We start from the raw sequence: 13,195 nt of genomic DNA, 5'->3' as shown, positions 1-13,195 counted from the left end.
TTGTGCAAAGGTATCTATTTGCAGACATCGATTCGATGTGATCGCTAAATTTCTATCCGTCTGTTTGCTATCTGATACCAATCAAACCCTAATTAACCAGATAAGAATGAGTAAAAAATTGAAGGATTATAGCCTAGAAGAATTGATCCAGAAGAAGAAAAAAACCACAGGTGTTCTTTTAGGCTTTGCGGTGGTCATGCTAGTGGCCAGTGTAACATTAATTTATCTCGCCATAAAACAAAAGAACTATGCTTTAATCGCGGTGGCATGTGGTGGTGTGACGCAAATTGGTCTTCTAATGATTCAGGTTGGTAATCTTAACAAAGAGATCAAGTCGAGAGTGTCATAAAATCAACAAATCACATCTTAATACCTCACCTCGTGAAAAATAAAGTTAATTATCTAGCTATTATTGTCTTTTTCATGATAGCAGTTGCTTTGCGCTACCTGACTAATAAGACTGCAATCTTAGACGGCGTACACCATGATTTTCTAAAAGCGGTGCTGCAAGGAGCAGGACCTGCGGTTGGGGCTTTTTCCGTATTTGCGTTATTCGGCATCAAGATGCAACTAACTTTACAAGGGAATTATAGCAAGCTTATCTTTCCCGCTTTATTGTTTTGGGTGTTTCCCATTATTTTAATTTTAGCAGTTGAATATTATATCAAAGGCACTCTTTCGGGATATGCCGTTTTTACCATTCTAGTATATGGATTGTTGGAGGAAATAGGTTGGCGTGGATTCTTGCAACGCGAACTGAAACCACTTCCAGAGTTTGTAAATGTCCTTTTAGTAGCGCCCTTGTGGTTTTTGTGGCATCTCAACTTTGAGTTTACGAGTTCGAATCTGATGTTTTTTGGAATATTGGTACTAGGAAGCTGGGGTATAGGAAAAGTTGCCAATGCGACAAACTCCCTGCTGGCCGTTGCAGCGTTTCATTCACTCAATAATTTTTTTGGGAAACTGACCATGGCGAACTTGATCATTATTGCGGTCTTGCTGATTGTGTGGATAACATTGCTGGTTGTGAAAAAGAAGAATGGGCTGAAAAAGCATCAAAGTGTGACTTTTTAACCGATTTTTCTATAGATTTTACATTATCTTTTAACTCCAAGTCGGATAGTCGCTTCGATTTTTACTTGTAATCCACCTTTAATATCTTGATTAAGCCGTGTGCGGTCGTCGTTGATGTTTATAGCAGAAATAGCCGTCATCTTGTTGTCGTTTGCCGAATAGAGACCAAAGTCAGTGGCAGAGTAACCTGCTTTCAATCGTAGCAATAGCTTAGACTCTAACGCTGCATATTGAAAATAGGGCGTAAAACTGATTTCGTTATTCTCTACGTAGCGTTGATCTGCGTTATCGCGGCCCATAAAGAAACTTCTACGTATCGCTATGAAATCTAAGCCTACACTGGTCGTCTTTTTATTATTTAATGCATAATTAGCGTCTGCCCATAGTGGTAGTGAGGCATCAATTGTTAGCTTTTCATCTGGAGTGCGGTAGAAGATTCCTAAAATAGGTGTTCCAAAAAAACCATAGGCTTCTTGTGAGCCATAGAGACCGACTTTCCAAGTCAGATTTTCACTTCTGACCCGTTTCAACATCGCTAAGCCACCGAGCATCAAGGAAGATCCAAAATTACTGTCGTAATCTGAAGCAAATTTTGGTAAAGCAGCAATGTAACCGTTCCACTTTGGGTTGAAAACTTTTGATACTCCAAGTCTTAGCATCGCATTGTAAAAAGTGTGATCAGTGGCATTGTTGTTCAACTCCAAACTTCGGAGATTGAAATCTCCTCCCAATAATAAGTGAGCGGAGGGCGCAATCTGCAATGGCGAAAGAAACATCGCGTCGAATGCATTCATACGCGAACTAGCACTCTGTCCTTGGTAGTTAATCTGAGTAGAAGAATACGATACTTTTGCTACATCTACATAGTTTTGTGCAAACATATGCTGCAAAGCAAAAAGCAGAAAAAAAAATAAACTAATTGTTTTCATAAAATGGGTTTCTAATACAGATACTGTTTGGTAGTACATAATATTATTGGTTATTCTTCGACCCATGCTATGAATGAAAAGCGATGAGCGATTCAGGTTAGTCGTAGGTTATACGCTTGTCGTAATATAGTAAAATAGATCTTAAAAATAAAATTAATTTCTTTTAGGTGAATGGTATGTACAGAGAAAGGGCGAGGTAGTGATCCTACCTCGCCCTTTCTCTGTTGAATCTGCTGTAGTATAAAATACTTAGATACTCAGTTTCTTTTTCATCGCATTGGCAATGCCATCCTTGTGAAGCAGCAAAGAAATGGTTTTATAGCGCACAAATTCTTTGGTTACATACATATACCCTTTGTAGTCGTTAGACTCGCCCCAAGAGTTTTTCACGGTATAATATTCTTTACCATTTTGATCTTTCGCCGTACCGACGATGTGCATACCGTGATCATCTGTCGTAGAGTAATCGTCAAATGCTGCTTGCCGCTGCGCTGGAGTGATGGTTGGTTCTGCTTTAGGACCGTTAAACATTTCTGCTTGCTCCGCAGCACTCATCAACTCTACTGCTTTCTCAGGTACGTACGCCACGCCATTGCGCCAGCTAAAACTCTTTTCCGATACATCCGTTGCCCAGGCTACGGTAAAACCTTTGCTCAGCGCTTGATCGATGATATCTGTCAAATCGTTGATCTGTACATTGTGGAAACTTTCGAAAGACCAGTTGTCAGGAATCAATAACACGAAAGACTCATAGTAAGGATAAGCCTCAAAAGAAGAGATCGCCACATAATCTGCCGGTTTGATACCAATAACCTGATCGGCGAAAGTGCGAGGCGTGTAGTTTTTACCTTGGTAGCTGAAGTTTTCAGGAACTTTGCCTAAGTATGCATCCAATACGCCAGTATATGCTTGAAGCCAGTTTGGATTCGGTTTTTTAGACTTTGCCACATTCTCGGTCATGTTGTGCAAAATCGGTGTCATTTCACCAAAGTTGTTCCGTGTCTGACCTTCTTGCAAACCACTATATACTTCCTTAGGAACAGCGCCGTACTTTTTAAAAATCGTCAATACGTCATGCACTTGGCCACCTTCACCTTGGGCTTGGTCGCCATGTAGTCTTACATAGTTCTTTGCTTTCTCTATGTAAGTTTGGCGTGCAGTATAGATTTGCGAAATCTCTACGGGTGCTTTGCCCATACGGATCATTTCCGACTCCAAAAACGAATTTCCGGAGTAAGACCAGCAGGTGCCTGTAGATCCTTGGTCTCTGATTGGCGTATTCTCCAGATTAATGACATCGGTAAATTGAAAAGCAGCTTTGCTGTTATCGCTAGCGTTGCCTTTGATAGAATTGATCAGATTGTCTTGTGCCTGTACGCCTAACGTGCCTATAAATAGACCTAGCGACAGTACAATCGATTTGTTTACGTTCATGGTTTAGTCGTGTTTAGTAATCAGCACGAATTTATACATTATGAACGAAACTATAAACAGCTATTACGGCCTGCTCATCGGATCACCTTCTACCTTCTTCGGAAACATCAGCGAAGCTATGATGCTGATAGCCAATATGCCAATGATAATGATCAAGGAGTGAACCGTTTCGAATCCCCAGCTGTGCAACCAATCGTGTAGCAACATCTTTACACCAATAAATACCAGTAAGAAGGCCAATCCAACCTTGAGGTAATGAAACTTGTGAATGATATTGACCAATAGGAAGAACATGGAACGCAAACCTAATACCGCGAAGATATTGGAGAAGAATACAATGTATGGATCTTGTGTGACGGAGAAGATAGCAGGAATAGAATCTACGGCGAAGATCAAATCGGTGAACTCGATAACCAATAAGACCAAAAATAATGGTGTCATGTAGCGCACCCCATTTTTGATGTCGAAGAAGTTGCCACTTTCTGTTTCGTGCGTTACCTTGAAGTATTTGGAGGCAAACTTTACGACGGGATGTCCTTTAGGGTCTACTTCCTCTTCCTCATTGCGCTTGATGTACATCATCACGCCCGTGTAGACTAAAAATGCCCCGAACAGATAAAGAATCCAGCCGAACTTAGCGATCAATGCTGCACCAATAAAAATGAAGATACAACGCAATAAGATCGCCCCAATAATGCCCCACACTAAGATTTTGTGGTAATATTTTTCAGGAATGCCAAAGGAGGAGAACAGCAATACCATCACAAAGATATTATCAACCGAGAGCGCATACTCTACTACATATCCAGTGAGGTATTCTAAGCTTAGGTTGCGATTGTATATCGCAATACTGGCATCAAAGCTATTTTCTATGATTTCGATATTGTGCGAATGCCGATGAACCACGTCTTTCAGTGTCGCCATATCGACGATGCTATGCAGTTCGTGCCCCCAGAAATAGAGAATGAGACCAAAACCTAATGCGAAAGAGATCCACACCAAGCTCATGATGGTGGCAGATTTTAAGCTGATTGGTTTGTTGCCTTTGGCAAACAAACCTAGATCAATAGCTAACATGAGGATGATAAAAAGTATAAATCCTCCAAAAAACAGCAATTCGTGGCTCATAGTTATTTATTACGTTCTGTCGTGTATCGCACTAATTGCTCCAGCCCAGTTTTGTAGACACTATCTGGAAATTCTGCTAAGATATCAAAGGCTTCTTGTTGATACTGTAGCATTCGCTCTGTGGCCATCTCCAAACCATTGCTGCTGCGTACAAATTCAAGCACCTCGGCAATCTTTGCACGATCTTCATTGTGGTTTTTCACCAAGTTGATAATCCTTCTTTTCTCCTTAGAATCCGTTTCTTGCAAAGCCAATATCAAAGGAAGCGTCATTTTCTTCTCCTTCACATCATTGCCAACCGGTTTGCCCACATCGTCTACCCCAAAATCAAAGAGATCGTCTTTAATTTGAAATGCGATTCCGACCTTTTCGCCAAATAGATGCAATCTTTTAATTGTTTCTTCAGAAGCACCAGCAGAAGAGGCACCGCAGGCACAACAAGATGCAATCAGCGAAGCTGTTTTCTTGCGTATAATCTCAAAATAGATCGGCTCTTTGATGTCCAGCTTGCGCGCTTTCTCAATTTGTAGCAACTCACCTTCGCTCATTTCCTCTACGGCATCCGACATGATCTTGAGCAGATTGAGTTCATCATGTTTTACCGATAATGACATACCTTTTGACAACAAGAAATCGCCCACTAAAACGGCTACTTTGTTTTTCCATAAGGCATTTACTGAGAAGAATCCGCGTCGTTCGTAGGCATCATCGACCACATCATCGTGTACCAAAGATGCGGTGTGTAATAACTCTACTAAGGATGCTCCTCGATACGTGGATTCTGTGATATTTCCTGTGAGTCCTGCAGATAGGAAAACGAACATAGGTCGCATTTGTTTTCCTTTTCTTTTGAGGATATATTGAGTAACCCGATTCAATAATGGTACTGAACTTTGCATCGATGCTTTGAATGTTTTTTCAAAGCGTTTTAAATGTTCAGCAATGGGTTCTTGTATTACGTCAAGTGTTAGCATGAATAGGTTATAAAACCGAATAATTATTGTTCAACGGTTACAGTTCTACGGTAAAAATACTAAAAATTATACGTTAGGCTTCACCGCATTTTCCAACTCTTCGTACCATGCTTCACCATATACTCTGATGAGTGGATCTTTCAGAAATTTGTATACCGGCACACCCAGTTCCTGACCGAAGGTGCAAGCATCGCTACAGATGGACCATCGGTCGTAATTTAAGACATCAAATGATGGATAATGGGTGGTGCGAATAGGATATAAGTGGCAAGAAACGGGTTTTTTCCAATCGACGATACCTTCTTCGTGGGCTTTCTCAATGGCACATTTGGTCATACCATTTTCCCACATCACATAAGCACATTCTTTATTGCCGTCTACGCAGGTTGTAGTAAGATCACCATCCATGTCCACGACATGTGTGCCTTGCTGTTCTACGGCTTCAATGCCTTTTTCGGTCATGTACGGCCGTACTTTTGGGTATATTTCTTTTAGAATGTCTACTTCACGGGCGAGCAGGGGCGCACCCGAATCACCTTCTACACAACAGATTCCTTTGCACTTGTTAAGGTTGCAAACGAAGTCGTTATTGATCACATCTTCATTTACGAGGACATTACCTACTTCAATCATGGTCTTATTATTTTGAATAGCTGGCGCGCTGTCCCAATTTGTATTTTAAACCCTCGGCACTTACCAATTCTAACGTCACAGATCCGATCAGAATCTCTACATGGGCTTTCACCGGGATTCTGTTTCCATCATTTGTGACCCAAAGATACAGTTTACTATCCTTTTTGAAAATACGACCAGGGGATATCTCTGGACTTAACTTGATACATTCTAACGTACCGAGTGAAGTTTTTATCTTCTCGACGCCAATGTATTCTACGCTCAGCTCGGAAATACCGCTACTCAAGAAATAGTTTAAAGCAAATTTATCTCCTTTCTTGAGCTTTGAAAAGTCAAGATTACGTGCAAAGTAATAGGCCGATACTAAGTCAAAAAACTGCGGTTCATTACTTTTAAAAGTGCCTTTTTTGCCTGTGACGGTATGGTTTTTATGATCGAAGGATGCGTACTCTTCTCTGCTGTAACTACCTTCTTGAATATTTTCAACATACAAATAGGGTAGATAGGTTCGCTTGTTGATATACGACTCGTATTTGTTTTTGACGGTGTATAAAGAGAAAGCACCCGACGTCGCTCCACTAGCAAACAAGCGAAAGGTAGGATCTGGACCAAATTTTAAGTTTGAATCGCTCACCTGCAGATATGCGGAAGCTGCGCTTAGAATGCCATACTTCAATTTATATCGCAATTTTTCGCCACCTTGAAATGTTGATTCAGGTAGATACGGCAATTGCTGCGCTATTGACAGCGAAGCTATCAAGCAGGTTAAAACAAATGTGGCTAACGTCTTTCTCATAGCTTTTAGACCTGCTGATAACAGTATGGTTTAAGATTTTCGTTTGAAGACTGGGACGGTAGAACACGGCTCACCATACATCACACTTTTAGCAATCTGCGTCAATTTTCCAGTAAACGTGACGAATGCCTCAGTTGGAATTGGAATATCGCCACACCCTTTTACTACAACACGCTGATCTTCGTATTTAGTATAATCTAGGTTGGCAAGCAAATCACGAAATAGATTGCCGCGTACCACATCGGTATCCCCAAAATTTACTGATGCCGCTATAGGCGAAAGCTTGGTGGATAAAAGCATATAGGCCCATGTAGGTACAATCGCATCGGTAGAACAGATAATACCGACGTGCTTATCTGCATAGATCGACCAATCGTTGTTTTTAATGAAATCGCGGAAATCTTTTTCTTTCAAGATTAACCCATGAAAGAGGTTGTCTTTAATATCGTAGATCACGATATCCTGTTGCGGGGCGAAGTTCGCAAGATCTACGGTCATCAAACCGCTCTGTGCGACCTTATTTACGATAGTTTCTTGTATCTCCATGTGCTTAAAAATAAAAAAAGCTGGACATATTTACTATATGCCCAGCTACAAATCTAGTTATTATATCCTAATAGAATCTAATGCGATTGTCATCAATCTTCGCATTGTCTTGTAGTGCTCTAAAGATACCACCCCAAGCGCGTTGCGTATTCGTGGTCATCATCTGACGTTGTTGCTTGTTCAAGTCATCTCCCGACAATGCTTTTGGATTTACGAAGCCAATTACTTGTACTGCGTATACGCCTTGGTTACCTTCGATTGCTGCCGAGGGTTTGTTAGGTTGCAAGCCGAATACGGTACCAACTACAGCATTCTCCAATGCAATACCAGGAATTACTGGATTAGCAAATACGACGTTTTCTACTGTTTGTACGTTTTTACTGACTTTTTGTGCAATCTGATCGATAGATGACGAACCGCTAATAGCATTGTTCATTTTCTCTTTGAGCATTCTAGCTTTTACCATGTTGCGAACTGCAGGTTCAATTTCGCTTTTTACGGCTTCTAGTGGCTGAATACCTTTTTCTTGAATACCAGTTACACGAGCAACAATGTAGTGGCTATCAGATTCGTATACTTTATCCGAAATTTCATCTTTATTAGCGCCGAATGCCCAACGCAACAACTCGCGCGGTACTTCAGTTCCGTTTAATGAACCATCCATTGCAAGTGTGCGCGGAGAAGTTTCTACAGTCAAGCCGTGCTTGCTCGCTACTTCCTTAAAATTTTTCTTATCCGCTTCGGAGTAGAAGGCATTAGCTTTTGCATAAGCAGCATCTTGTGTGGCACGACCTGCTACAATTGCTTTATCAATAATCGCTGTTTTTGCGATCTTAGAATTACCAACTTGGCGCTCGATTTTGATAACGTGTACACCAAAGTCTGATTCGACGACAACTACATCACCTGCTTTGCCACTAAATGCTGCTTCTTCAAAAGCAGGCACCATACGGCCACGTGTGAATGTACCTAGACTTCCGCCATTTACTTTACTGCCTTCGTCCACACTAAATTCAACGGCTAAACCAGCAATGCTCTCGCCACGCTGAATCAATTGCTTGATAGAGTCTGCTTTTACTTTTGCTTTTTCTACGCCACCTTCAGCTACTGGATTTAACAAGATGTGACTTGCTTCTACCGAATCAGGGCTAAATTTAGTATCCAATACTTTAGCGATTTCGTAAACATTTCCACTCAAGAATGGACCAACTACAGTACCACTAGCAGCGTTGAACACAACTGAATCTAATGCAGGATTTAGCTGGTTGCGGCTGTAATAACGAACTGGATATTTAGTCTCAGAAGTGCTTGCTACAAATTGCTCTTCTGTAGTGGAGTTTTGCAAATCTGATTTTAACTGATTGATTTCAGAAATGATCATCGCTGTATCCGCTGCTGTTGGTCTAGCATCGAAAGTGATATACTCTAATGAGCGAACCTCTTCCGTGTTACGGAATGATTTCTTTCTTTTATCGTAGTATTCTTTGTAGTCGCTATCTGATAATTTGATTTCTGCATCTTTTACAGAAGCGTAATCCAACATCACATATTTGAAGTTCGCAATTTTATTGCGAGAGCTATGTTCTTGTTCTGCTTCTAGCGCTGTCGTATAAATGCTGTTCGACACCAGATTTGAGTATTTTTCATTCAAGCGTTGCGCACGAATACCTTCAAGCAAAGCTTCCCATTGAGCCGCTAACTCAGGATTGTTTTTCGCTTCGCTACTTACCATAGCCACTTGATTTTTGTCAAATTGGCCGGTTTGTGGGTTGGTGAATTGCTGTATGATTTGCAGGGATGGATTTTCGCCAAACACCAAACTGTTCAATTCATCTTTACCGACGGTAATGCCGATTTTCTCGATTTCTTGTTTTAGTAATTCTTCAGAGATATACTGATTCCATACTTGTTGTACGGCATAGCTACGCATTTGTGGAGAGCTACCGCCACCCATTTGCTGCTGAAAACCAGCTACTGCCTGATCTACCTGCACGTTGAAGGTTTGGTAATCGATACCTTCTCCATTTACACTGCCGACTTCGTTTTGGCTCTTCATCCAAAATGGTGTCCCATAATTGATGACGTCACCTAACAAAAATGCTACAATTGCTAATCCAATAACGAATATCACTAAGCCTGCGCGGCTTCGTAAATAGCTCATTAATCCCATATCTATCTATTTGATGTTGTTAATTGCTTGATTTAACTGTTTTTTATCTGTTTCTTGAAAACAAGGCGCAAGATACAATTTTTATTAAAAAATCAATCCTGTCATCAAAAACATTTTGTAACACAGGTCCATAGATTTTAATCGATGTATCGAGGTGTTCTAAAATGGTAGGAAACAATGAGTAGAGCGACCACTTTCCGGTACTGATATACTTGATTAAACCTAACCTTTTATAAAGTATGAGTTAGGTTTAAAATCCGCTTGTTGGGAATAGATTGTTGTCTCGCGTGATCCAATACCCGGTAGGCGATTCCATATCTATGCGTACGAAGTTGGCGTCAGCACTAAAAGAAGTAGCAGCTTGATTACCACGCTCGTCACTAAAAAAGAAAATAATAGGAACCGTATTGTAATAGCGTTGATTTTTCTCGTCGTAGAAAAGCTCTTCTGTCTTGATGACCGATCCATCCGATTTGGTGATCACTACATTGTCGCGAAATTCGGTAAGTTGTTCGCTTTGCCTTAGCAAAGCATAATTAGAAGTAATACGTTGCGTTTCTTGGAGATTCTCGTCGTAGAAAATTATTTTAACACCTTTCTTGAATTCCGAATTGTCGGTGCTATCATGATACACGCGCATTTCTGGAGCAGTCATTACCGCCTTCACTTTTGCAGAATCGCTGTAGGTAACTGTTACGTTGAGCGATACATCCACCGCCTCTTCTTGTGGTATCGAAGCAATGCGGTCAATATCGCGCATATCATTCTCACAAGCGCCAAAGCATATCAGTCCGAGCACCGATCCCCAAAGGAATAACTTATTACGCCATGTACGCGGCCGCATCATGTTAGTCTATGCTACCTCGGATAAACCACGTATCGTTGATCGTGAAGCCCAAGTGAATGTTAATATAACGTTCACGCACTAAGTTGTTTTGTAACGTACCACGTTGTCCGAATTCTCCCGTGATATTCAACATCGAGAATGTACGACCAAAGCTTTTTTGTGCCAGTGGTATACCAAAACCAGCAGAAACTGCCATATCATTGATTCTTTTATTATTTATTGTAACCTCTGTTTGATTGTAACGGAAACCCAATCTATAATCTACAATGTTCAAGTATTTTGGTGAGGTGGGATCTGGCTTAAATTGCCCACCAAGCGCCACACCGATATTTTTGCCTAATGGTGCTTGGCCTGCCGGTTGTCGCGTGTTAGACCAATCTGCATATTTAAAATCAGCACCTACTGTCCAATTATAACCTTTTGATACGGTAATACCGATGTTATGTTTCAGAGGAAGGTTAATACGCTGTCCAAAACTTACTGGACTAATAATCGTGTCCAACGCAATCGCATCCAGCGCACTGCCACCGCCTGCGGTGATAGTACCCATCGAAGTGGTTTCGTTCCTTACTTGGTTATTCAATGTTCCGGAATAACCAATCGTCATGCTCATCCGATTACCCAATGAACGAAAGTACTGCATACCATAATCGAGCATTATTCCGCGCACATAGCGGTTATTCGTCTGAATGGTATTGTAAATTTCTGCGTTATTCGGGAATTCTACCGTCGCTTTGTCGGTCAGGTTTCCAAACAAATAACCTGCATTAGCACCGATACTCAATCCTTTGATGGGCAAGTTGACACCGTACCCGACGTATGCTTTGTTCAGACCACCTTCCCCAGCGATGCTTTTGCGATAGCGTAAATCACCCAAGTTTTGGTCTTCGTACGCATTATACCCGACGTCCGAAAAAGGCAATAAACCAAATGACAAACCACCTGCTTTTTTCAGAGGTATCCCAAAGGTGATATGTCCGAATGCAAAATCTCCCGTGTTATCAGATCCTGAACCTTTGCTTAGTTGCGTGAAGTTGCCATACATACTACCATCAAAGATGGTTCTATTCATCGCTGAATAGGAAGCTGGGTTGGATACGTTTAATGTAGGCATTCCTCCTAGATAGCGTAATCCGGCAGCAATACCACCCATAGAGCGTTGTTGAGGAGTTAAATCTTCTCTCATTTGCCCCAAGCCAAATTGGGAATAAGGAGAATGAGAAGTGGTCGTTTGTGCATGAACAGCCGTTGGCATGAGGCATAATGCGCCAGCAGACAGCAAAATGGAAAAAGCAACCCTTATAAATCTATTTTTCAACGCGTGTTATATTAAGTGTTCTCGGTATCCACCCCGATTTCGAATATTTTCAGGTGAAATTTTGGTACAAAACTATTTAAATTTTAACGCATTCGCCTGATTATCTTGTTAAAAAAGGTTAAACAGCTGCTGTTCAGTTTTTTACAGAAATTGGGAGCAAATGATGCCTGCTATTATTAAAAGGTAAACCGATTCGAAGATCCATTTGCTTTTTGCGTGTGTGAAATAATAAGCAAGGTAGATCGAAAGCGGTGGTACGCAGAGCAAGAAATGGTTAATCGTAATGCCGGCGTCCAAATAGAATGATACGGCTATTAATATTAACATATAGAATAGCAGTTTGAAAGACTTGCGTACATGCACCACACTTTTAAAATATTGATCCTTTAAAACGCCCAGAAACAACAACATCGCAATCACGACTGGCGCCAATGCAATTAGATCGTAATAGTCTACGTGTATCGAGGTGCTAAATGGCGTTGTAAATGGCGAAAAAATGAGCAGAAAATCATCAAACCGATAATTCCAATAATAAGCAACACCGATTAAAAAGTAAATTGTAATAAAACCCAACAGTGGCGTGACCCATTCCCTCCAATCGAAAGGTCTAAATATGAGTAAGCTTGCCCACAATAATAATAACATGATTGTAAAAGGCAAATAGATTAAGCTCCCCAGGGCTACGATGATGCCTAGATCAAACATGCGACCTTGTATATTGCTTAGCTTGTATATCTTAAACAACTTGGAAAGCATCCAAATGGTTAAAAAATTACAAATTAGCGTTGGCGATAGCACTAAAAAAGGAAGAAACAAGCTTACCAATGTCATAAACATCAGCGCCGTGAGAAAGCTCGGTTTGCCCAGAAAGTTATAATAGTTAATGACCCGATTGAGCTGAAATGCCTGAAAGAGTGTCAGAATCAACGTAATAAGCACATTGAGATAGGGCGGAAGACGGTCACCGATTTGAAAGCCGATGAGATTGTGTAGTGCTGGCTCGAGTAGAATCGGCTCGAGCTTATCTGGCAATTGCAAGAATACACCCAAGCACAGAATTAATCCAACGACCGCTACCAGAAGTATATTAAGTGCCGATAGATTACGGTGTTGGCTTATGATCATGGGCAACGTGGATTACTTTCTTTTCTCCAATTTGGCAACACGACGATCCAATGTGAAAAGGTAGGCGGCAACGCCAACAAAAATAATCAACATGACTGCGACTACTATGTAAATCTTTCCTTCGGAGCGTAGCGTAGTAGCCATTTCTACCGGTTGCGCCATGGCCTGCATGATCGCCAACATCATTCCTACGATTAGCGTAATTTGTTTTTTCATAAGAT

Annotated in this window: 14 protein-coding genes; 2 read left to right on the top strand and 12 right to left on the bottom strand. The window is 41.0% G+C overall.

What is annotated here, in order from left to right:
• Positions 1–106 precede the first annotated feature (106 nt).
• Both DC487_RS15515 and DC487_RS15510 read left to right on the top strand, forming a co-directional pair.
• A complete protein-coding gene (locus DC487_RS15515) occupies positions 107–349 on the top strand; it encodes a hypothetical protein (protein WP_133228664.1) in 243 nt (80 codons plus the stop codon).
• 32 nt (positions 350–381) lie between these two features.
• A complete protein-coding gene (locus DC487_RS15510; RefSeq protein ID WP_116776888.1) occupies positions 382–1,074 on the top strand; it encodes a CPBP family intramembrane glutamic endopeptidase in 693 nt (230 codons plus the stop codon).
• A gap of 23 nt (positions 1,075–1,097) precedes the next feature.
• On the opposite strand, the gene DC487_RS15505 is transcribed toward DC487_RS15510, so the two are convergent.
• From DC487_RS15505 to DC487_RS15450, 12 genes are all read right to left on the bottom strand, one after another.
• Entirely contained in the window at positions 1,098–2,003 is a 906-nt protein-coding gene (locus DC487_RS15505) for a hypothetical protein (RefSeq protein ID WP_133228660.1), read from the bottom strand.
• Between the two features lie 249 nt (positions 2,004–2,252).
• The gene (locus DC487_RS15500; RefSeq protein WP_116776886.1) at positions 2,253–3,437 is read right to left on the bottom strand and encodes a C1 family peptidase; all 1,185 of its coding nucleotides are present in this window, start codon (positions 3,435–3,437) and stop codon (positions 2,253–2,255) included.
• A gap of 63 nt (positions 3,438–3,500) precedes the next feature.
• Complete coding sequence (locus DC487_RS15495; protein ID WP_116776885.1) at positions 3,501–4,565, bottom strand: TerC/Alx family metal homeostasis membrane protein; 1,065 nt, start codon at positions 4,563–4,565, stop codon at positions 3,501–3,503.
• A 2-nt stretch (positions 4,566–4,567) separates the two neighbouring features.
• The gene (locus DC487_RS15490) at positions 4,568–5,539 is read right to left on the bottom strand and encodes a polyprenyl synthetase family protein (RefSeq protein WP_116776884.1); all 972 of its coding nucleotides are present in this window, start codon (positions 5,537–5,539) and stop codon (positions 4,568–4,570) included.
• 66 nt (positions 5,540–5,605) lie between these two features.
• Positions 5,606–6,172, bottom strand: coding sequence for a DUF3109 family protein (locus DC487_RS15485; protein WP_116776883.1), 567 nt, complete (start codon positions 6,170–6,172; stop codon positions 5,606–5,608).
• A gap of 7 nt (positions 6,173–6,179) precedes the next feature.
• Positions 6,180–6,968 carry a DUF3108 domain-containing protein gene (locus DC487_RS15480; RefSeq protein WP_116776882.1) on the bottom strand — a complete coding sequence of 263 codons (789 nt, stop codon included), beginning with the start codon at positions 6,966–6,968 and terminating at the stop codon, positions 6,180–6,182.
• A 30-nt stretch (positions 6,969–6,998) separates the two neighbouring features.
• Positions 6,999–7,514 (bottom strand): DUF2480 family protein, encoded by a 516-nt coding sequence (locus DC487_RS15475; RefSeq protein ID WP_116776881.1) that lies wholly within the window; start codon positions 7,512–7,514, stop codon positions 6,999–7,001.
• Positions 7,515–7,581: 67 nt separating this feature from the next.
• On the bottom strand, positions 7,582–9,675 hold the full coding sequence (locus DC487_RS15470) for a peptidylprolyl isomerase (protein WP_239016403.1): 2,094 nt from the start codon (positions 9,673–9,675) through the stop codon (positions 7,582–7,584).
• A gap of 259 nt (positions 9,676–9,934) precedes the next feature.
• Positions 9,935–10,531, bottom strand: a complete 597-nt coding sequence (gene lptC, locus DC487_RS15465) for an LPS export ABC transporter periplasmic protein LptC (RefSeq protein ID WP_116776879.1) — start codon at positions 10,529–10,531, stop codon at positions 9,935–9,937.
• A gap of 1 nt (position 10,532) precedes the next feature.
• On the bottom strand, positions 10,533–11,849 hold the full coding sequence (locus DC487_RS15460; RefSeq protein WP_133228656.1) for a hypothetical protein: 1,317 nt from the start codon (positions 11,847–11,849) through the stop codon (positions 10,533–10,535).
• 141 nt (positions 11,850–11,990) lie between these two features.
• On the bottom strand, positions 11,991–12,974 hold the full coding sequence (locus DC487_RS15455; protein WP_116776877.1) for a DUF6427 family protein: 984 nt from the start codon (positions 12,972–12,974) through the stop codon (positions 11,991–11,993).
• A gap of 12 nt (positions 12,975–12,986) precedes the next feature.
• Positions 12,987–13,190, bottom strand: a complete 204-nt coding sequence (locus DC487_RS15450; RefSeq protein ID WP_116776876.1) for a CcmD family protein — start codon at positions 13,188–13,190, stop codon at positions 12,987–12,989.
• Positions 13,191–13,195: the final 5 nt, after the last annotated feature.

The sequence above is a fragment of the Sphingobacterium corticibacter genome (assembly GCF_003076635.1).
GTDB lineage: Bacteria > Bacteroidota > Bacteroidia > Sphingobacteriales > Sphingobacteriaceae > Sphingobacterium > Sphingobacterium corticibacter.
This window is presented reverse-complemented; position numbering and strand designations above follow the sequence as displayed.

Coding starts and splice junctions, on each gene's coding strand:
- DC487_RS15515 (WP_133228664.1), top strand. CDS start 107: ATGAGTAAAAAATTGAAGGATTATAGCCTAGAAGAATTGATCCAGAAG.
- DC487_RS15505 (WP_133228660.1), bottom strand. CDS start 2,003: ATGAAAACAATTAGTTTATTTTTTTTTCTGCTTTTTGCTTTGCAGCAT.
- DC487_RS15500 (WP_116776886.1), bottom strand. CDS start 3,437: ATGAACGTAAACAAATCGATTGTACTGTCGCTAGGTCTATTTATAGGC.
- DC487_RS15495 (WP_116776885.1), bottom strand. CDS start 4,565: ATGAGCCACGAATTGCTGTTTTTTGGAGGATTTATACTTTTTATCATC.
- DC487_RS15490 (WP_116776884.1), bottom strand. CDS start 5,539: ATGCTAACACTTGACGTAATACAAGAACCCATTGCTGAACATTTAAAA.
- DC487_RS15485 (WP_116776883.1), bottom strand. CDS start 6,172: ATGATTGAAGTAGGTAATGTCCTCGTAAATGAAGATGTGATCAATAAC.
- DC487_RS15480 (WP_116776882.1), bottom strand. CDS start 6,968: ATGAGAAAGACGTTAGCCACATTTGTTTTAACCTGCTTGATAGCTTCG.
- DC487_RS15475 (WP_116776881.1), bottom strand. CDS start 7,514: ATGGAGATACAAGAAACTATCGTAAATAAGGTCGCACAGAGCGGTTTG.
- DC487_RS15470 (WP_239016403.1), bottom strand. CDS start 9,675: ATGAGCTATTTACGAAGCCGCGCAGGCTTAGTGATATTCGTTATTGGA.
- lptC (WP_116776879.1), bottom strand. CDS start 10,531: ATGATGCGGCCGCGTACATGGCGTAATAAGTTATTCCTTTGGGGATCG.
- DC487_RS15455 (WP_116776877.1), bottom strand. CDS start 12,974: ATGATCATAAGCCAACACCGTAATCTATCGGCACTTAATATACTTCTG.
- DC487_RS15450 (WP_116776876.1), bottom strand. CDS start 13,190: ATGAAAAAACAAATTACGCTAATCGTAGGAATGATGTTGGCGATCATG.